The 20,070-nt window shown below is 71.0% G+C and carries 14 protein-coding genes; 11 read left to right on the top strand and 3 right to left on the bottom strand.

The annotated features are described in order from the left end of the window. Positions 1-85 precede the first annotated feature (85 nt). The 5 genes from IAG44_RS10720 to IAG44_RS10700 are packed head-to-tail and all read left to right on the top strand — an operon-like array spanning position 86 to position 7,869. Positions 86-2,284 (top strand): WD40/YVTN/BNR-like repeat-containing protein, encoded by a 2,199-nt coding sequence (locus tag IAG44_RS10720; RefSeq protein ID WP_187752612.1) that lies wholly within the window; start codon positions 86-88, stop codon positions 2,282-2,284. Then, on the top strand, positions 2,281-4,257 hold the full coding sequence (locus IAG44_RS10715; protein ID WP_187746907.1) for a beta-galactosidase: 1,977 nt from the start codon (positions 2,281-2,283) through the stop codon (positions 4,255-4,257). Before IAG44_RS10720 ends, IAG44_RS10715 begins: the two co-directional genes overlap by 4 nt. An 8-nt stretch (positions 4,258-4,265) precedes the next feature. Beyond that, on the top strand, positions 4,266-6,443 hold the full coding sequence (locus tag IAG44_RS10710) for a glycosyl hydrolase family 95 catalytic domain-containing protein (protein WP_187746906.1): 2,178 nt from the start codon (positions 4,266-4,268) through the stop codon (positions 6,441-6,443). Positions 6,444-6,491: 48 nt separating this feature from the next. Further along, positions 6,492-7,205 carry a glycoside hydrolase family 12 protein gene (locus IAG44_RS10705; RefSeq protein WP_187746905.1) on the top strand — a complete coding sequence of 238 codons (714 nt, stop codon included), beginning with the start codon at positions 6,492-6,494 and terminating at the stop codon, positions 7,203-7,205. Positions 7,206-7,239: 34 nt separating this feature from the next. Continuing rightward, positions 7,240-7,869, top strand: a complete 630-nt coding sequence (locus IAG44_RS10700; protein WP_187746904.1) for a chorismate mutase — start codon at positions 7,240-7,242, stop codon at positions 7,867-7,869. A 67-nt stretch (positions 7,870-7,936) separates the two neighbouring features. On the opposite strand, the gene IAG44_RS10695 is transcribed toward IAG44_RS10700, so the two are convergent. Together IAG44_RS10695 and IAG44_RS10690 are read right to left on the bottom strand one after the other, a co-directional pair. Further along, on the bottom strand, positions 7,937-9,991 hold the full coding sequence (locus tag IAG44_RS10695) for a glycoside hydrolase family 31 protein (RefSeq protein WP_187746903.1): 2,055 nt from the start codon (positions 9,989-9,991) through the stop codon (positions 7,937-7,939). 78 nt (positions 9,992-10,069) lie between these two features. Then, positions 10,070-11,077, bottom strand: a complete 1,008-nt coding sequence (locus IAG44_RS10690; RefSeq protein WP_187746902.1) for a LacI family DNA-binding transcriptional regulator — start codon at positions 11,075-11,077, stop codon at positions 10,070-10,072. 253 nt (positions 11,078-11,330) lie between these two features. On the opposite strand from IAG44_RS10690, the gene IAG44_RS10685 reads away from it, so the two are divergent. Continuing rightward, a complete protein-coding gene (locus IAG44_RS10685; protein WP_187746901.1) occupies positions 11,331-13,280 on the top strand; it encodes an acyl-CoA dehydrogenase family protein in 1,950 nt (649 codons plus the stop codon). Positions 13,281-13,327: 47 nt separating this feature from the next. Here the strand turns inward: IAG44_RS10685 and IAG44_RS10680 are convergent, their stop codons facing one another. After that, complete coding sequence (locus tag IAG44_RS10680) at positions 13,328-13,780, bottom strand: lamin tail domain-containing protein (RefSeq protein ID WP_187746900.1); 453 nt, start codon at positions 13,778-13,780, stop codon at positions 13,328-13,330. Positions 13,781-13,921: 141 nt separating this feature from the next. Between IAG44_RS10680 and dxr the strand changes: the two genes are divergently transcribed. The 5 genes from dxr to IAG44_RS10655 all read left to right on the top strand — a co-directional run bounded on the left by dxr (position 13,922) and on the right by IAG44_RS10655 (position 20,031). After that, complete coding sequence (gene dxr, locus IAG44_RS10675; protein ID WP_187746899.1) at positions 13,922-15,169, top strand: 1-deoxy-D-xylulose-5-phosphate reductoisomerase; 1,248 nt, start codon at positions 13,922-13,924, stop codon at positions 15,167-15,169. Then, entirely contained in the window at positions 15,166-16,470 is a 1,305-nt protein-coding gene (locus IAG44_RS10670) for a M50 family metallopeptidase (RefSeq protein ID WP_187746898.1), read from the top strand. The genes dxr and IAG44_RS10670 overlap by 4 nt, the downstream gene beginning before the upstream one ends. A 172-nt stretch (positions 16,471-16,642) precedes the next feature. Next, positions 16,643-17,803, top strand: a complete 1,161-nt coding sequence (gene ispG / locus IAG44_RS10665) for a flavodoxin-dependent (E)-4-hydroxy-3-methylbut-2-enyl-diphosphate synthase (RefSeq protein ID WP_187746897.1) — start codon at positions 16,643-16,645, stop codon at positions 17,801-17,803. A gap of 734 nt (positions 17,804-18,537) precedes the next feature. Continuing rightward, positions 18,538-19,386: a GNAT family N-acetyltransferase gene (locus IAG44_RS10660; RefSeq protein ID WP_187746896.1), complete on the top strand. Its 849-nt coding sequence runs from the start codon at positions 18,538-18,540 to the stop codon at positions 19,384-19,386. A gap of 78 nt (positions 19,387-19,464) precedes the next feature. Then, positions 19,465-20,031: a GNAT family N-acetyltransferase gene (locus IAG44_RS10655; protein WP_187746895.1), complete on the top strand. Its 567-nt coding sequence runs from the start codon at positions 19,465-19,467 to the stop codon at positions 20,029-20,031. Positions 20,032-20,070: the final 39 nt, after the last annotated feature.

The following is a 20,070-nucleotide window of genomic DNA, read 5'->3' as shown; positions in this document are numbered from 1 at the left end:
CGTACCTCATCCCCCCGTGGCCGGCCGCGCCCTGCTCAACCCCACCCGCACCAGCCCCGTCCCCGACACCCCACACGAGGCCCCGATGCACCCCACCCGCCGCACTGTCCTCGCCACCTCCGCCGCAGCCGCGACCCTCACCGCCCTCCCGCTCACACAGGGCCAAGCGCGGGCGACCCCGTCGAAGCCCGCCCCCTACCGCTGGCGCAACGCGGTGATCGGGGGCACGGGTTTCGTGACCGGTGTCGTGTTCCATCCCGCGGTGAGGGGCCTGGCCTACTCCAGAACCGACATAGGCGGCGCCTACCGCTGGGACGACAGAAAAGCCTGCTGGACGCCGCTGACGGACCACCTCGGCTGGGACGACTGGAACCTCCTCGGCGTCGAGGCGATCGCGATCGACCCGGCGCACCCGAACCGTGTCTACCTGGCCCTGGGCACGTACACCCAGCCGTGGGCCGGCAACGGGGCGATCCTGCGGTCGGAGGACCGCGGCACGACCTGGACCCGCACCGACCTGACCGTGAAACTCGGCGCCAACGAGGACGGCAGGGGCACCGGCGAACGCCTCCTCGTGGACCCGAGGAACAGCGACACCCTGTGGCTCGGCACCCGGCACGACGGCCTGCTGAGGTCGACGGACCGGGGCGCGACCTGGACGCCGGCCCCCTTCCCGGCGTCCCCGAGCCCGACGGGCCAGGGCGTCACCCTCCTCGTGGCGGCCGGCCGCACCCTGTACGCGGGCTGGGGCGACTCGGACGGCACGGCCCCCACCCTGTACCGCACGGTGAACGGCACGGACTGGGAACCGGTCCCCGGCACTCCCACCGGCACCGCCGCGAAGGTCCCGGTGAGGGCCGCGTACGACCGCCACACCCGCGAGCTGTACGTGACGTACGCGAACGCCCCGGGCCCCAACGGTCAGTCCGACGGCGCCGTCCACAAGCTGGCGACGTCCACCGGCACCTGGACCGACGTCACCCCCGCGCGGCCGGGCGGCACGACCCCGGACGGCTCGGCGGACACCTTCGGCTACGGCGGCGTCGCCGTGGACGCCCGCCGACCGGGCACGGCCGTCGTCTCGACCAACAACCGCTGGGCGGCCGTCGACACCCTGTACCGCACGACCGACGGCGGCCGGACCTGGACGTCCCTCAAGGAGACCGCCGAGTTCGACGTGTCGGAGACCCCGTTCCTCAAGTGGGGCGGGACGGAGCCGAAGTTCGGCTGGTGGATCCAGGCCGTCGCGCTGGACCCGTTCGACTCCCGGCACGTGGTGTACGGCACCGGCGCCACCCTGTACGGCACCCGGGACCTGCGGCACTGGGCCCCGGAGATCAGGGGGCTGGAGGAGACGGCGGTGGTCCAGCTCATCTCACCCCCGGTCGGGGAGGCGCACCTGCTGAGCGGCCTCGGTGACATCGGCGTCATGTACCACGAGCGGCTGACGAGGTCCCCGTCGCGCGGGATGGCCTCGAACCCCGTGTTCGGCTCGTCGACCGGGCTGTCGCAGGCCGCGGCCAAGCCCGCGTACGTGGTCCGCAGCGGCTGGGGCGACCACGGCAACGGCGCGTACTCCCTGGACGGCGGGCGCAGTTGGAACCCCTTCGCCGCTCAGCCCGCGATCGCCAAGGACGCCCCGGGGCCGATCGCCGCCAACGCCGACGGAAGCGTGCTGCTGTGGAGCTTCGCCCGGGACGGCGCCAAGCACCCCACCTACCGCTCGGTGGACAACGGCACGACCTGGTCCGAGGTCACCTCCTTCCCGAAGGGCGCCCGACCGGTCGCCGACCCGGCCGATCCGACGCGGTTCTACGCGTTCGACTTCGATGCCGGAACCGTACTCGCCAGCACTGACAGCGGCCTCTCCTTCACCGCCCGCGCGAGCGGTCTGCCCTCCGGCGACGTCCAGTTCCAGCTGGTCGCGGCCCCGGGCCGGTCCGGCGACCTGTGGCTGAGCACCAAGACCGGCGGCCTCTTCCGCTCGACCGACGGGGGAGCGACCTTCACGAAGATCGCGAGCTGCTGGGCCTCGCACACCCTCGGCTTCGGCAAGGCCGCGCCGGGCGCCGCCTACCCGGCGGTCTACATGGTCGGTTCGGTCGAGACCGGCACGGCCGTGTACCGCTCGGACGACGAGGCGAAGACCTGGGTCCGCATCAACGACGACCGGCACCAGTGGGGCTGGACCGGCACGGTGATCACCGGCGACCCGAGGGTGTACGGCCGCGTCTACCTCGGGACCAACGGCCGGGGCATCCAGTACGGGGAGCCGCCCCGATGAACACACCGAAGCGGCCCACCCTCGCCGACGCCACCCGTGGCCGCATCCTCTTCGGCGGCGACTACAACCCCGAGCAGTGGCCCGAGGAGACCTGGCACGAGGACGTCCGCCTCATGCGCGAGGCCGGCGTCAACTCCGTCACCCTGGGCGTCTTCTCCTGGTCCACCCTCGAACCCCAGCCGGGCGAACGGAACTTCGCCTGGCTGGACACCCTGATGGACCTGATGCACGAGAACGGCATCGGCGTCGTCCTCGCCACCCCCACCTCCGCGCCGCCGCCCTGGATGGGCCGCCTCCACCCCGACACCCTGCCCGTCACCGAGGACGGCCGCACCGAGTGGTGGGGCGGACGCCAGCACTTCTCCCACTCCAGCGCCACCTACCGCCGCTACGCCGCCGCGATCACCGAGGACCTGGCCGCCCGCTACGGCGGCCACCCGGCGCTGACGATGTGGCACATCAACAACGAGTACTGCACCTTCGACCACGGCGACGAGGCCGCCGCCGCCTTCCGCCGCTGGCTGCGCGAGCGGTACGGCACCCTCGACGCCCTCAACTCGGCCTGGGGCACCGCCTTCTGGAGCCAGCGCTACGACACCTGGGACGGCATCCTCCCGCCGCGCACCCCGCACTACCTCAAGAACCCCACCCAGGTACTGGACTTCAGGCGCTTCACCTCCGACGCCCTCCTGGAGTGCTACCTCGCCGAACGCGACATCGTCGCCCGGCACACCCCGCACATCCCGGTGACGACGAACTTCATGCCCCTGTGGATCGGCCAGGACGGCTGGCGCTGGGCGAGGGAGGAGGACGTCGTCTCCGTCGACCTCTATCCGGACCCGCGCGACCCCCTCGGCGCCCAACAGGCCGCGCTGGTCCAGGACTTGACGCGCTCGCAGGCCAACGGCCCCTGGATGCTGATGGAACAGGCGGCAGGACCGGTCAACTGGCGTGGCGTGAACCACCCCAAGCCGCGCGGCCTCAACCGCCTCTGGTCCCTCCAGTCCGTCGCCCGGGGCGCCGACGCCGTCTGCTACTTCCAGTGGCGCCAGTCCCGCCAGGGCGCCGAGAAGTTCCACTCCGGCATGGTCAGCCACGCGGGGGAGCGGGGCCGCACCTTCGCCGAGGTCAAACAGATCGGCGCCGAACTCCCGCTGATCGCCGAACACCTGACGCCCCCTCAAAAAGCGGACGTCGCCCTCCTGCACGACTGGCACTCCTGGTGGGCCGGCGCCCAAGACGCCCGCCCCTCCACCGAGGTCGACCTCCCGGACGTCCTGCGCGCCTGGCACCGCGCCCTCTGGGAGGAACACCTCACCACCGACTTCGCCCACCCCGAACACGACCTGTCCGCCTACCCGTTGGTCGTGGCCCCGCAGCTCTACCTCCTCACGGACGCCGCGATCGACAACCTCCTCGCGTACGTCCGCGGCGGCGGCACCCTCGTCTGCGGCTTCTTCACCGGAGCCGCCGACGGCGACGACCGCATCCGCCCCGGCGGGATGGACGCCCGCCTGCGCGAACTGTTCGGGATCCGCACCCTGCACGAGTGGTGGCCCCTCGACGCGGGGGAGACCGTCGAGTGCGAGGGGTTCCGCGGCACCCTCTGGTCGGAGGAGATCGAACCCGAACCCGGCACGGAGTGCGTCCCCTACAAGGGCGGCGAGCTGGACTCCCTCCCGGCGGTCCTGCACCGCGACCGCGCCTGGTACGTCTCCACCCTCCCCGAACCGCCCGCCCTGCGCGCCCTCCTGGGCCGCGTCGCCGCCGAAGCGGGCGTCCGCCCCGCCCTCGACGGCCTCCCGGACGGCGTCGAGGCGGTCCGGCGCGGCGAACTGCTGTTCCTCCTCAACCACGGCCCCGACAGTGTCACCGTCCAGGTCCCCGCAGGCCACCTCGACCTGCTCACCGGGACGTCCACCGAGAACCATCTCACCCTGCCCCGGCACGGCGCGGCGGTGCTCAGGCCATGATCGGCGGCATGTCCCACCACGACCCCGCCCACGGCACCTGGGAACCCGCCCCCGCCGACCGCTGGGAGGACGGCTACCTCAGCGGCAACGGCCACCACGGCGCCCTCGTCCTCGGCGACCCCCGCGACGACCGGGTGATCGTCACCCACCACACCCTCGTCCGCCCCAACGGCTCCGAACACGCCCGCGCCCCCGAACTGGCCGGCCAACTCGCGGGCGTCCAGGACCGGTTGCTGGCCGGAGACCTCACCGCCGCCGAGGACTTCACCGACCACCGCCCCCTCCGGTGGGTCCAGCCCTTCCACCCCGCCTTCCAGACCCGCGTCCGGCGCGACGCCCCCGCCCCCACCCACGGCTACCGCCGCACCGTCGACTTCACGACCGGCGAGACCACCGCGACCGACGCCGACTGGACGAGCCGCGCCTTCGTCTCCCGCGCCGACGACGTGATCGTCCAGCAGATCACCGCCCCCGCGCTGACCTTCGACCTCACCCTCGACCACCGACTCCCCGGCGCCCCCGACGACTTGACGGTCTCCCACACCACCGCCCTCACCCCCGACGGCGCCCTCCTCACCCTCCGCGCCCGCTACCCCGGCAGCACCGAGACGTACACCGGCCGCACCCGACTCCTCGTCACCGGCGGCACCATCTCCCTCACCACGACGGGAGTCCGTGTCGAGGGCGCCGAAGCGGCCCTGCTCCTCACCCGGGTCCACCGGCACGCCACCGACCCCGCACTCCCCGAGGCGGCCGACTACACCGCCCTCCTCGCCCGCCACCTCCCCCTACACCGCGACGCCTATCACCGCGTCGCCCTCGACCTGCACGCCGACCCCAGCCAACGCGCCCTCCCCGGCTCGGAGTTGTTGAAATCCCCGGCCGAACCCGCCCTCCTGGAACGCCTCTTCGCCGCCGGCCGTTACCACCTCCTCTCCTCCTCCGGCGCCCTCCCGCCCCGCCTCACCGGCCTGTGGACCGGCGACTGGGACACCGCCTGGTCCGGCGCGTTCACCCTCGACGCCAACCTCAACCTCCAGACGTCGTCCGCCGCGAGCGCCGCCCTCCCCGAAGTGACCGCGGCCCTGCGCAACCTGATCGAGGGTCAGCTCGACGACTGGCGCGCCAACGCCCGAGCCGTCTTCGGCACCCGGGGCATCGTCGCCCCCGCCCACACCGACGGCACCTCCGGCCACTCCTTCCACTTCAACCGCGCCTACCCCCTCCACCTCTGGACGGCCGGCGCGGACTGGCTCCTCAAGCCCCTCGTCGACCACGACGAGACGACCGGCACCCGAGACCCCCGCACTGCCTCGGCACTGGCCGAACTCGCCGAGTTCTACGAGGACTTCCTGACCCGCACCGACGACCGGGGCCAACTGGTCGTCGTCCCCTCGTACTCCCCCGAGAACCGCCCCGCGAACGGCAGTTGGGGCGCGCTCAACGCGGCCATGGACCTCTCGGCCGCCCGCCACGCCCTCCTCGCAGCAGCCGACCACCACTCCGAAGACCCTGCCCGCGCCGCCCGCTGGAGAGCCCTCGCCCACCGCCTCCCGCCCCACCGGGTCAACGCGGACGGCGCGCTCGCCGAATGGGCCTGGCCGGGGCTCGAAGACACCTACGACCACCGCCACTTGAGCCACCTCTACGGCGTCTGGCCCCTGGACGAGATCACCCCCTACGACACCCCCGACCTCGCCGAGGCCGCCCACCGGGCCCTCGAACTGCGCGGCGCCGAGAACGACTCGGCGCACGGCCACCTCCACCACGCCCTGATCGCCGCCCGGTTGAGGGACGGTGCCCGCGTCGGGAACGCCCTCGCGGCCGTCCTGGACGGCGACTTCTTCCACGCCTCCCTGATGAGCGCCCACTACCCCCACCGCCACGTCTACAACGCGGACGCCGCGCACACCCTGCCGACCGTCCTCATCGAGGCGCTGATCCAGTCGACCCCCACCCGCCTCGTCCTCCTCCCCGCACCCGCGCCGGCGCTCGCCGAGGGCCGACTCCGGGGCGTGCGGACGAGGTTCGGCGCGGAGATCGACCTCGACTGGGACACGGACGGCGCCAGGGCCGTCGTCCGGCCGACACGCACGCTCCGTGTGGAGCTGCGGACTTCCACCGGCGTACGAGAGCTTGCCCTCGTCGCCGGAGAAGACCACGTCCTCACCCTGGGGACGTGGTAACTCCCCCGGAAAACACGGTATTTCCCCCCACCCATGGAAAGGGACACCATGGCATCCCGCACACTCACCCGGGCCGTCAAGGTCCTGATCGCCCCCGCACTGGCGCTCGGCGTCACCGTCGGCGTCGCCTCCGCCCCCGCCTCGGCGGCCGTCTGGAGCACCTGCGACCAGTGGGGCAACACCAACCTCAACGGCTACACGCTCTACAACAACATCTGGGGCTCGGGCGCAGGCAGCCAGTGCTTCTGGGCCAACTCCGGCACCAACTGGGGCGTGAACGCCAACCACCCCAACACCGGCGGCATCAAGTCGTACCCGAACTCCACGAAGGCGATCAACAAGACGATCACCTCGCTGGGCTCGCTGAACAGCAGCTACAACGTCTCGGTCCCGTCGTCCGGCGCGTACAACACGTCGTACGACATCTGGGACACCAACCACGCGTACGAGATCATGCTCTGGGTCAACAAGACCGGGGCGGTCGGGCCGCTGGGCACCGCCCAGGGCAACGTGACGCTGGGCGGGCACTCCTGGTCCGTCTACAAGGGGACCAACGGCGCGAACCAGGTCTTCTCGTTCATCCGGACCTCGAACTCGACCTCCGGCACCGTCCAGATCCTGCCGATCCTGAAGTGGATCAAGGACACCAAGGGCTGGTTCGGCAACGTCACCATCGGTGACGTGCAGTTCGGGTACGAGATCACCAGCTCGTCCGGTGGTCTGAACTTTACGACAAACAACCTGACCGTCAGCAGTAGTTGACCAAACCATGGCCGGGGCAGGGTTTGATGAGGGTATGCACAACACCACCCCCACACGCCGCGCCCTGACCACGCTGGCCGTGGCCGCGGCCGTCGCCCTCGGGGCGACCGGCACCGCGGTCGCGGCTCCGGCGACCCAGGCGGCCTCCCGCACGGCCACCGCGGACACCGCGACGGCCGACGCCCCCACCCTCCACACCATCGCCGACCTCGCCGCCCAGCGCCTGGCCACCGCCGACCTGGTCGCGGCCGCCAAGTTCGGCACCAGCAGCCCCATCGACGACCCGGCCCGCGAGCAGCAGGTCCTCGACACGGTCGCCGCGCAGGCTCAGCAGCTCGGCGCCGACCCCGACGCCGTCCGCGCGGTCTTCCGCGACCAGATCGAGGCCAACAAGCTGGTCCAGCGCGCCCTCTTCCAGCGCTGGACCGACCACCCGGACGAGGCGCCCACCACGCGCCCCGACCTCAGCGTCGTCCGCGTCGAGATCAACCGGATCAACACCGAGCTGGTCAAGGCGCTCGCCGCGACCGCCGACGACCGCGCGTCCTTCCTCTGCTACCCCGAGCTGGCTGTCTCCGCCGCCCAGGTCCGCCACGAGCGCCACCTGGACCGCCTCCACACGAAGGCCCTGGTCCGGGCGCTGCCGTCGGTCTGCGAGAGCTGACCGACCCGGAGAACGAGCCGGCCCCCGTCCGCGAGGACGAGGGCCGGCTTCTCACGTCACGCGCCTTCTACCGCGCGATCGGCAACCGCGCCCCGTCCCGCAGGAACAGCGGGATCCGCTCCAGCGGCGCGTCGACGGTCACCGTCGCACCCCCCTCGTACGCGGCGCCCGTCCACGCGTCCGTCCACCGCGCCCCCGCCGGGAGGTACACCGTGCGGGTCGTCGCCCCGGCCGTCAGGACCGGCGCGACGAGCAGGTCGCGGCCGAAGAGGTACGTGTCGTCGACGCCCCAACTCGCCCGGTCCTCGGGGAACTCCAGGAACAGCGGGCGCATCGGCGGCAGCCCCTCCTCGTGGGCCTCGCGCATGACGTCGAGGACGTACGGCCGCAGCCGTTCGCGCAGCCGCAGGTACTCGGCCATGATCGTGGCCGCCTCGGTCCCGTACGACCAGATCTCGTTGGGCCCGCCGGTCATCTCCGGGCCCAGCGGCATCCCCGGGTCACGGAACCCGTGCAGCCGCATCAGCGGCGACAGCGCCCCGAACTGGAACCAGCGGACCATGACCTCGCGGTACGCGGGGTCGTCAGGGTCGCCGCCGTGGAAGCCGCCGATGTCCGTGTTCCACCAGGGGATGCCGGACAGCGCGGTGTTGAGCCCGGCGGCGATCTGCCGGCGCAGCGTCGGGAAGTCCGTGCCGATGTCGCCCGACCACAGCGCGGCCCCGTAGCGCTGACTGCCCGCCCACGCCGACCGGTTGAGGGTGATGACCTCCTCGCCCTCCGCGCCCAGACCCTCCGCGAACGCCCGCGCGTTCTCCAGCGGATAGAGGTTGCCGACCTCAAGTCCCGGCCCCGCCCAGTACCGCAGGTTCTCCGAGAAGCCCGGCTTCAGCTCCGGCTCGCACGCGTCCAGCCAGAACGCCGTGATCCCGTACGGGGCGAGGTAGTTGTCGCGGATCCGCGACCACACGAACTCCCGCGCCTCGGGGTTGGTCGCGTCGTAGAAGGCGACCTGCACGGTCGAGGCGACGCCCTTGTCCGGCCAGTCGGCGTGCGCCATCGGCCCGTACTGCGTGCCGATGAAGTACCCGCGCTGCTCCATCACCGGGTGGTTCTCCGACAGCGGCGACACGGACGGCCACACGGAGACGACCAACTTGACGCCCATCTCGGCGAGTTCACGGACCATCCCGGCCGGGTCGGGCCACTCCGCCGGGTCGAACTTCCACTCCCCGAGGTGCGTCCAGTGGAAGAAGTCGCACACGATCGCCGCCAGCGGCAGCCCCCGGCGCTTGTACTCCCGTGCCACGCCCAGGAGTTCGTCCTGCGTGCGGTAGCGCAGCTTGCACTGCCAGAACCCGGCCGCCCACTCCGGCAGCATCGGGGTGCGCCCGGTCACCGCGCTGTAGCGCCGCTGCCCGTCGGCCGGGGTGCCGGCGGTGATCCAGTAGTCGATCTGCCGCGCCGAGTCCGCGACCCACCGCGTCCCGTTGTGCGCCAGCTCCACGCGCCCGACCGCCGGGTTGTTCCACAGCAGCGTGTAGCCCCGACTCGACGTCAGGACCGGGATGTTGACCTCGGCGTTGCGCTGCACCAGGTCGAGGACCAGACCCTTCTGGTCGAACTTCCCGTGCTGGTGCTGCCCGAGCCCGTACAGCCGCTCGTCGTCGTAGGCGGCGAACCGCTGCTCCAGCCGGTGGTAGCCGTTGCCGACGGCCGTGTAGAGCCGCGAGCCCGGCCACCAGAAGTGCGCCCGCTCCTCGGCGAGGATCTCCTCGCCGGAGTCGGTCGACAGGAACCGGATCAGCCCCTCGCCGCTCACCTCGACGGTCAGCGCGCCGACCGTCAACCGCCCCACGCCCTCGGCGAGTTTGACGACGGACTCGGACGGCGGCGGCGTCTCAAGGAGGGCCCCCGGCAGCTCCGGCAGCACCGGCCCGCCGAGCCTGGCCCGCACCCGGACGGCGTCCGGCCCCCACGGCTCGACGCGTACGGTCTCCTGCCGGCCGCTCCACTCCAGCGCGCCACCGCGCTCACGGAACGTCCCGACGGTGGGGGAGGACTGGGCCAGACTGACCTTGGGCGGCGTCTCGGTGAGCGGCTTGTCGACAGGCAGAGTCATGAGGCGGCTCCTGAAGGGAGGCGTGCGGACCTGTGGACGCCTTCGACAAGGCGCCCGGTAAACAGAAGTGACAGTGCGTCAGACCTGGCCCGGACCCGTGCTCGCCCGGACCGTCAACTCCGGGGCGATCAGCGCCACTTCGGCACTGCCCCGCCCCTCCAGCTTGGCGACGAGCTGTTCCATCGCCCGCCGCCCCATCTCGGCCGCCGGGATCGCCACCGACGTCAGCCGGACCGGGGCCTGGGTCGCCACCTGGTCGGGGCAGATCGCGACCACCGACACGTCCTCCGGCACCGCCCGCCCCTGCTGGCGCAGCAGCGAGAGCAGCGGCTCGACCGCCGACTCGTTCTGGACGACGAACCCCGTCGTCGCGGGCCGCTCGTCGAAGATCCGGGCCAGCGTCGCCGCGAGCGCGTCGTACCCGGCCTCGCACGGCCGGTGCAGCGCCCGCACGCCCAACTCCCGCGCCCGCTCCCGCAGTCCGTCCAGCGTGCGGACCGCGAACCCGGTGTGCCGCTCGTAGACGCCGGGCGCCTCGCCGATGACGGCGATGTCCCGGTGCCCGAGCCCCGCGAGGTGGTCGACGCACAGCGCGCCCGTCGCGCTCCAGTCGAGGTCGACGCAGGTCAGCCCGGAGGGGTCGGCGGGCAGCCCGATCAGTACCGACGGACGCTTGGTCGTGCGCAGCAACGGCAGCCGCTCGTCGTCGAGTTGGACGTCCATGAGGATCATCCCGTCGGCCAGCCCGCTGCCGGTCACCCTGCGCACCGCGTCCGGGCCCTCCTGGCCGGTCAGCAGCAGGATGTCGTAGCCGTAGCCGCGCGCGGCCGTCGCCACCGCGATGGAGATCTCCATCATCACCGGCATATACATGTCGGTGCGCAGCGGGATCATCAGCGCGACGATGTTCGAGCGGCTGCTCGCCAGCGCCCGCGCGCCCGCGTTCGGGTGGTACCCCAGCTCCCGGATGCTCTGCTCGACCCGCTGCCGGGTGGTCGCGGAGATCGACCGCTTTCCGCTGAGGACATAGCTCACCGTGCTCGCCGAGACTCCGGCGTGCTGGGCGACCTCGGCGAGGGTGACCATCCAGCTCTCCAAGCTTTGTGAAGCGCTTCGACAGTGCGCGTTGCGAACAGGGCGGGTGAGAGGGTGCTTTGACAGTAGCTTCAGTGGGGGACGGGTGTCCATAGGTTGTCGAAGCGCTTCGATTATCACTCCGGAGCGGGCCGGGCGGCCGCGCGAAGGGTGGTCGGGGCGGCCGTTATCGGGTAAACGATCCAGTAGAACCGATCGGTAACCAGACGTCCCGAACACCCCGATCCGCGGCGAGGTGATCCTCATGTCCGCACCACACGCACAGCCGTCCGGCTCCTCCGGCTCCTCCGTTTCTGAACGCGAGGCCAGGCAGGTCGCCGAGGCGGCCCGGGAACAGGACTGGCGCAAACCCAGCTTCGCCAAGGAACTCTTCCTCGGCCGCTTCCGCCTCGACCTGATCCACCCGCACCCCGTCCCGCCCGACGACGACGCCCGCCGCGGCGAGGAATTCCTCACGGCGCTGCGCGACTTCTGCGAGACGAAGGTGGACTCCGCCCGCATCGAACGCGAGGCGCGCATCCCCGACGAGACGGTGAACGGGCTCAAGGACCTCGGCGCGCTCGGCATGAAGATCGATACGAAGTACGGCGGCCTCGGACTCACCCAGGTCCACTACAACAAGGCCCTCGCCCTCGTCGGCTCCGCGAACCCCGCGCTCGGCGCGCTCCTGTCCGCACACCAGTCGATCGGCGTCCCCCAGCCCCTGAAGATCTTCGGCACCCAGGAGCAGAAGGACACGTTCCTGCCGCGCTGCGCGACGACCGCCCTCAGCGCGTTCCTGCTCACCGAACCGGACGTCGGCTCCGACCCGGCCCGCCTCGCGACGACAGCCATACCTGAGGGGGACGATTATGTCCTCGACGGCGTGAAACTCTGGACCACCAACGGGGTCGTCGCCGATCTGCTGGTCGTCATGGCCCGCGTCCCGGTGTCCGAGGGGCACAAGGGCGGCATCACGGCGTTCGTCGTCGAGGCGGACTCCGAGGGGATCACCGTCGAGCACCGCAACGCCTTCATGGGCCTGCGCGGCATCGAGAACGGCGTCACCCGTTTCCACCGGGTACGGGTGCCCGCCGCGAACCGCGTCGGCCCCGAGGGCGCCGGTCTGAAGATCGCGCTCACCACCCTCAACACCGGCCGGCTCTCCCTGCCCGCGATGTGCGTCGGCGCCGGCAAGTGGGCCCTGAAGATCGCCCGCGAGTGGTCCGGGGCGCGTGAACAGTGGGGAAAACCCGTCGCGTTGCACGAAGCGGTCGGCGCGAAGATCAGCTTCATCGCCGCAACGACCTTCGCCCTGGAGGCCGTTGTCGACCTCTCCTCGCAGATGGCCGACGAGGACCGCAACGACATCCGCATCGAGGCCGCCCTCGCGAAGCTCTACGGCTCCGAGATGGGCTGCCTCATCGCCGACGAACTCGTCCAGATCCGCGGCGGACGCGGCTTCGAGACCGCCGAGTCGCTGCGGGCGCGCGGTGAACGGGCCGTGCCCGCCGAGCAGTTGGTCCGCGACCTGCGCATCAACCGCATCTTCGAGGGCTCGACCGAGATCATGCACCTCATCATCGCCCGCGAGGCCGTCGACGCCCACCTCTCCGTCGCCGGCGACCTCATCGACCCCGACAAGTCCCTCGGCGACAAGGCGAGGGCGGGCGCGCAGGCCGGCGCCTTCTACGCCCGCTGGCTGCCGAAACTCGTCCTCGGCGCGGGCCAACTGCCCACCGCCTACGACGACTTCAAGCACGGTATCGACCTCGCCGCGCACCTGCGGTACGTCGAGCGCCACTCCCGCAAGCTCGCCCGGTCCACCTTCTACGCCATGTCCCGCTGGCAGGGTCGGCTGGAGACGAAACAGGGGTTCCTCGGCCGGATCGTCGACATCGGGGCCGAGCTGTTCGCGATGAGCGCGGCCTGCGTGCGCGCGGAACACCTGCGCTCCCGCGGTGAACACGGGCGCGAGGCGTACCAGTTGGCCGACGCCTTCTGCCGCCAGTCCCGCCTCCGGGTCGACGAACTCTTCGGCCGCCTGTGGGCCAACACGGACGACGTGGACCGCAAGGTCGTCAAGGGCGTCCTCGGCGGCGCCTACGAGTGGCTGGAGTCCGGCATCGTCGACCCCTCGGGCGAGGGCCCCTGGATCGCGGACGCCACACCGGGACCGTCCACGAAGGAGAACGTCCACCGGCCGATCCGGTGAACGGAGTCGGGGCACGGCATCATCGCCGTGCCCCAACTCTCAGGACCTCAGCACCACTTGTGGTCCTTCGTCCTCTTCGTCCACGAACACGAGTCCACCTTCGACCCGTTCGCCCTCGTCAGGGTCGCGGTGTCACCGTCGTTGTTCCAGACGTACGCCTTGCGGTTCTGGAAGGTGTCGGCGGCGGTGTCCCTGCCGGAGCCGGTGTGGACCTTGACGGTCCGGCCCGCGCCGACGGTGATGTTCTTGAAGACGTACTTGTGGTTGGAGGCGTCCTTGAGGACCCACCCCTTCACGTTGACGGCCCTCTTGCTGGTGTTCTTGATCTGGACCCACTCCGCGTTGAGGCTCGCGTTGGTGCGGGTGTCCTTGCCGGGGCTGTCGAACCAGACGTGGTACAGCTCGACGCCCCCGCCGGCCGCCTGGGCCGGGGTCGAGAAAGCGGTGCCGAAGAGCAGAGCGGCGCCGCCGAAAGCAGCACAAAGGTGCTTCACGCGCATGGAAGAGATCCCCCCTGGATGTCGTATGCGAGAAGAAGTCCTATCACACGATCTTCACCAGAAACTCATAAACGGTCATACGCATCACACCCTTGTGAGGGGGAGGTCCGCCCGCACAGCCGATGCGGCCACAATGGGGGGATGACCGACAGTCCAGCCCCTCTCGCCGATCCACATCTCGTCTTCGACCCCGTCGCGGGCGACGGGCCCAAGGACGTGGTGATCCTCGGCTCCACCGGGTCGATCGGCACCCAGGCCATCGATCTGGTCCTGCGCAACCCGGACCGTTTCAGGGTGACCGCCCTGTCCGCGCACGGCGCCCGGGTCGCCCTGCTCGCCGAGCAGGCCCGCCGGCTGCGGGTGCGGACCGTCGCGGTGGCCCGCGAGGACGTCGTCCCGGCCCTGCGCGAAGCCCTCGCGGCCGAGTACGGCGACGGCGAACCGCTGCCCGAGATCCTGGCCGGCCCGGACGCGGCCACACAGGTCGCCGCCTCCGACTGCCACACCGTCCTGAACGGCATCACCGGCTCCATCGGCCTCGCCCCCACGCTCGCCGCCCTGGAGGCCGGCCGCACGCTGGCGCTGGCCAACAAGGAGTCGCTGATCGTCGGCGGCCCCCTGGTGAAGGCGCTGGCCGAGCCCGGTCAGATCATCCCCGTCGACTCCGAGCACGCGGCCCTGTTCCAGTCGCTCGCCTCGGGCACCCGCGCCGACGTCCGCAAGCTCGTCGTCACCGCCTCCGGCGGGCCGTTCCGGGGGCGGACGAAGGAGCAGCTGGCCCACGTCACCGTCGAGGACGCCCTCGCGCACCCCACCTGGGCGATGGGCCCGGTCATCACGATCAACTCGGCGACCCTGGTCAACAAGGGACTGGAGGTCATCGAGGCGCACCTCCTCTACGACATTCCCTTCGACCGCATTGAGGTGGTCGTGCATCCCCAGTCGTATGTCCACTCGATGGTTGAGTTCACGGACGGATCGACGATCGCCCAGGCGACACCCCCCGACATGCGCGGGCCCATCGCCATCGGGCTCGGCTGGCCCCTGCGCGTCCCCGACGCGGCGCCCGCCTTCGACTGGAGCAAGGCGTCCACCTGGGAGTTCTTCCCGCTGGACGACGAAGCCTTTCCCTCGGTGAACCTCGCCCGGCACGTGGGCGAGCTCGCGGGGACGGCCCCGGCGGTGTTCAATGCCGCCAACGAGGAGAGCGTGGAGGCGTTCCGCAGGGGCGCGCTGCCGTTCAACGGCATCATGGAGACCGTCACCCGTGTGGTGGAAGAACACGGCGTGCCGGGAACTTCACTCACCGTGGCGGACGTCCTCGAAGCAGAGACCTGGGCACGGGCCCGGGCCAGAGAACTGACGGCGACCGCGGAGGCTCGCGCATGACCGCTCTGATGATGATCCTCGGCATAGTCGTCTTCGTGCTCGGGCTGCTGTTCTCGATCGCGTGGCACGAACTGGGGCACTTCACCTTCGCCAAGCTCTTCGGCATCCGCGTGCCGCAGTTCATGGTCGGCTTCGGACCGACCGTCTGGTCCCGCAAGAAGGGCGAGACCGAGTACGGCGTCAAGGCCATCCCCATGGGCGGCTACATCCGCATGATCGGCATGTTCCCGCCCGGCGAGGACGGCCGCGTCTCCACCCGGTCCACGTCCCCGTGGCGCACGATGATCGAGGACGCCCGCTCGGCCTCCATGGAGGAGATCCGCCCCGGGGACGAGACGCGGATGATGTACACGCGCAAGCCCTGGAAGCGCGTCATCATCATGGCCGCCGGCCCCGTCCAGAACCTGATCCTCGCGGTCGTCCTCTTCCTCACCGTCCTCATGGGCTTCGGGATCTCCCAGCAGACCACCACCGTCAGCTCGGTCTCCCAGTGCGTCATCAACCAGAGCGAGAACCGCGACACCTGCAAGGCCGGGGACGCGCCCTCGCCGGCCGCCGCCGCCGGCCTCAAGGCGGGCGACAAGATCGTCTCCTTCGCCGGCGTACGGACCGAGAAGTGGGACTCCCTCTCCGACCTCATCCGCGCCAGCGCCGACAAGACCGTCCCGATCGTCGTCCAGCGCGACGGCAAGGAGGTCACCCTCCACGCGACGATCGCCGAGAACCAGGTCGCCAAGAAGGACTCCGACGGCCAGATCGTCCAGGGCCAGTTCGTCAAGGCCGGCTTCCTCGGCTTCAGCGCCGCCACCGGCATCGTCAAGCAGGACTTCGGCGACTCCGTGACCTGGATGGGCGACCGCGTCGGCGAGGCCGCCGACTCCATCGTCGCCCTCCCCGGCAAGATCCCCGCGCTGTGGGACGCCGCGTTCGACGGGGGCAAGCGCGAGGCCGACTCCCCGATGGGCGTCGTCGGCGCGGCCCGCGTCGGGGGCGAGATCTTCACCCTCGACATCCCCGCCTCCCAGCAGCTCGCCATGGCGCTCATGCTGGTCGCCGGCTTCAACCTCTCCCTGTTCCTCTTCAACATGCTCCCGCTGCTCCCGCTCGACGGCGGACACATCGCGGGCGCGCTCTGGGAATCGCTGCGGCGGGGTCTCGCGCGCGTGCTGCGCCGCCCCGACCCCGGGCCCTTCGACGTCGCCAAGCTCATGCCGCTCGCCTACGTCGTCGCCGGGGTGTTCATCTGCTTCACGATCCTCGTGCTCATCGCGGACGTGGTGAACCCGGTGAAAATCTCCTAGTCGCCCGCTGTTCACGACGGCCGGGCACCCTAGGGGCCCGGCCGCCGTCCGTCCAGTGGGTTTGACCGGGGAAATGTGCTCGGCGTGGTGTGCGTGCCGTAACCTCGGGGTCCTGCGAGCCCGCGCGCTCAGCCAGACCCGTCTTGAACCACGACTTGGGGTTGCACAGCAGATGACTGCGATTTCTCTCGGCATGCCGTCCGTTCCGACCAAGGTCGCCGAGCGGCGCAAGAGCAGGCAGATCCAGGTCGGGTCGGTCGCGGTGGGCGGGGACGCGCCGGTGTCCGTGCAGTCCATGACGACGACGCGGACGTCCGACATCGGGGCGACGCTCCAGCAGATCGCCGAGCTGACCGCGTCCGGCTGCCAGATCGTGCGTGTGGCCTGTCCCACGCAGGACGACGCGGACGCGCTCGCGACGATCGCCCGGAAGTCGCAGATCCCCGTCATCGCGGACATCCACTTCCAGCCCAAGTACGTGTTCGCCGCGATCGAGGCGGGCTGCGCGGCCGTCCGCGTCAACCCCGGGAACATCAAGCAGTTCGACGACAAGGTGCGGGAGATCGCCAAGGCCGCGAACGATCACGGGACGCCGATCCGGATCGGCGTCAACGCCGGGTCCCTGGACCGGAGGCTGCTCCAGAAGTACGGCAAGGCGACGCCGGAGGCGCTGGTCGAGTCCGCGCTGTGGGAGGCGTCGCTGTTCGAGGAGCACGACTTCCGGGACATCAAGATCTCCGTCAAGCACAACGACCCCGTCGTCATGATCGAGGCGTACCGGCAGCTCGCCGCGCAGTGCGACTACCCGCTCCACCTCGGGGTCACCGAGGCGGGGCCCGCCTTCCAGGGCACGATCAAGTCCGCCGTCGCCTTCGGCGCGCTGCTCTCCCAGGGGATCGGTGACACCATCCGGGTCTCCCTCTCCGCGCCTCCCGTCGAGGAGGTCAAGGTCGGCAACCAGATCCTCGAATCCCTCAACCTCAAGCAGCGTGGCCTTGAGATCGTCTCCTGCCCCTCCTGCGGGCGGGCCCAGGTCGACGTCTACAAACTCGCCGAAGAGGTCACCGCCGGCCTCACCGGCATGGAGGTCCCGCTCCGCGTCGCCGTCATGGGCTGCGTCGTCAACGGGCCCGGCGAAGCCCGCGAAGCCGACCTCGGCGTCGCCTCCGGCAACGGCAAGGGCCAGATCTTCGTCAAGGGCGAGGTCATCAAAACGGTCCCGGAATCCAAGATCGTGGAAACCTTGATCGACGAAGCCCTGAAGCTGGCCGAAAAAATGCAGTCCGAAGGCACCCTCCCCTCCGGCGAACCCACAGTCTCCGTAGCCGGCTGACTCCCTCGCCCCCGCCGCCCCTACCCACCCCATCCCCCAGGGGCTCCGCCCCTTCAACCCCGGGGCGAGTGGGAGGGGTGGGTGGGTTTCGGGTGTGAGTGAGAGCCGGGTTCGGGGTGGGTGGGGCGGTGCGTCGCGGGCTGCGGGCGCGTCGTGGCTGTTCGCGCAGTTCCCCGCGCCCCTAAGGTGCGTGGTGGTGACTGCAGTCTGCCGGGCGCGACTCCCCGAACCGCAACCACGTCTTTCAGGGGCGCGGGGAACTGCGCGACAAGCCACAACGAACCCGCACCCACCGAACAACACACAGCAGCACCGCCCCACCGGCCGCAGCCACGTTCTTCAGGGGCGCGAACAACCACAACGAACCCGCACCCGCCGAACAACACACAGCGGCACCCCCTGACGCGCGCCCCACGAAGCGGCACTGTTCCTCCGGCCGCAGCCACGTTTTTTAGGGGCGCGGGGAACTGCGCGACAAGCCACAACGCACCCGCACCCGCCGAACAACACACAGCGGCACCCCCTGACGCGCGCCCCACGAAGCGGCACTGTTCCTCCGGCCGCAGCCACGTTTTTTAGGGGCGCGGGGAACTGCGCGAACAACCACGACGCACCCGCACCCGGCGGACGGCACAGCGCACCCCCCGGCCCAGCCCCCGGCAGGGAGAGGCGGGGGGAGGGATCCGCGGGTACAGTGCGGGAGATTAGCCGTCCCCACTGTGAGGCCCCGCCACGTGCTGACCCACACCACCTCCCGGGTCCTCGAACCGAGCGACCTGGACGCAGCTCTCGCCGTCCTGGGCAGAGAGCCGGTCGCGAACGCGTTCGTGACGTCGAGGGTGCAGGTCGCGGGACTCGACCCCTGGCGGCTGGGCGGCGAGATGTGGGGCTGGTACGAATCCGGCATGCTGACGTCCCTGTGCTACGCGGGCGCGAACCTCGTCCCGATCTGCGCCACCCCCCGAGCCGTCCGCGCGTTCGCGGACCGGGCGAGGAGAGCGGGCCGGCGCTGCTCGTCGATCGTGGGCCCGGCGGAGCCGACGTCCCAGCTGTGGCGCCTGCTGGAACCCCACTGGGGCCCGGCGAGGGACGTCCGCGCCCACCAGCCCCTGATGGTCACCGACCGCATGCCGGCGGACATCACCCCCGACCCCTACGTCCGCCGCGTCCGCAAGGACGAGATGGAAACGATCCTGCCGGCGTGCGTGGCGATGTTCACCGAGGAGGTCGGCGTCTCCCCGCTGGCCGGCGACGGCGGCCTCCTCTACCAGGCGAGGGTCGCCGAACTCGTCGGCACGGGCCGCTCCTTCGCCCGCCTCGACGACCACGGCAGGGTCGTCTTCAAGGCCGAGATCGGCGCCGCGACGAGGGACGCCTGCCAGATCCAGGGCGTGTGGGTGGCCCCCGAGTACCGCGGCATGGGCGTCGCCGCCCCCGGCATGGCCGCCGTCCTGCGCTACGCCCTCGCCGACGTCGCCCCCGTGGTCAGCCTGTACGTCAACGACTTCAACACGCCCGCGAGAAGGACCTACCGAAGGGTCGGCTTCCAGGAGGTCGGCGCGTTCATGAGCGTGCTGTTCTGAACCACACCCCCGCCGCCACACACCCCCACGCCCCACGCCCCCGGCAGACACCACGAACCCCCCTGTAGGCTCCCCGGCATGGACCTGGTGATCGGCCCCCTGGACCTCGCGGCCCACGTCGACGAGGCGCTGTCGGTCCAGGCGATCGCATTCGGCCTGGCCCCCGACGAAGTGGCCGTACGACGTCAGATCGTCCTGCGCCACATGACCAACCCCGGCGCGCGGGCCCTCGGCGCCACCACCCCCGAGGGCCGCCTCGCGGGCTTCGTGTACGGCATGCCGAACGACCGCTCCCACTGGTGGTCCACCGTCGTCGAGCCCTACCTCAGAGCCCTCGGCAACGCCCACTGGCTGGACGACTCCTTCGTCATCACCGAACTCCACGTCCACCCGGCGTACCAGAACCGGGGCGCCGGCCGCGCCCTGATCACCGCGATCACGGACGACGCCCCACAGCCCCGCTCGATCCTCTCCGCGATCGACATCGACAGCCCGGCGAGGGGCCTGTACCGCTCGCTCGGCTACCACGACCTGGCCCGCCGCGTCCTCTTCCCGAGCGCCCCCCGCCCCTACGCCGTGATGGGCGCCCCCCTGCCCCTGCGGCGGCGGAGTACGGATTTCCGACCACCCAGGGCCGACGGTTAATCTCCTAGCCATCACCTTTATCCGGCAGGAGATACGAGA

It is taken from the genome of Streptomyces roseirectus (assembly GCF_014489635.1).
Classification (GTDB): Bacteria; Actinomycetota; Actinomycetes; order Streptomycetales; family Streptomycetaceae; genus Streptomyces; species Streptomyces roseirectus.
This window is presented reverse-complemented; position numbering and strand designations above follow the sequence as displayed.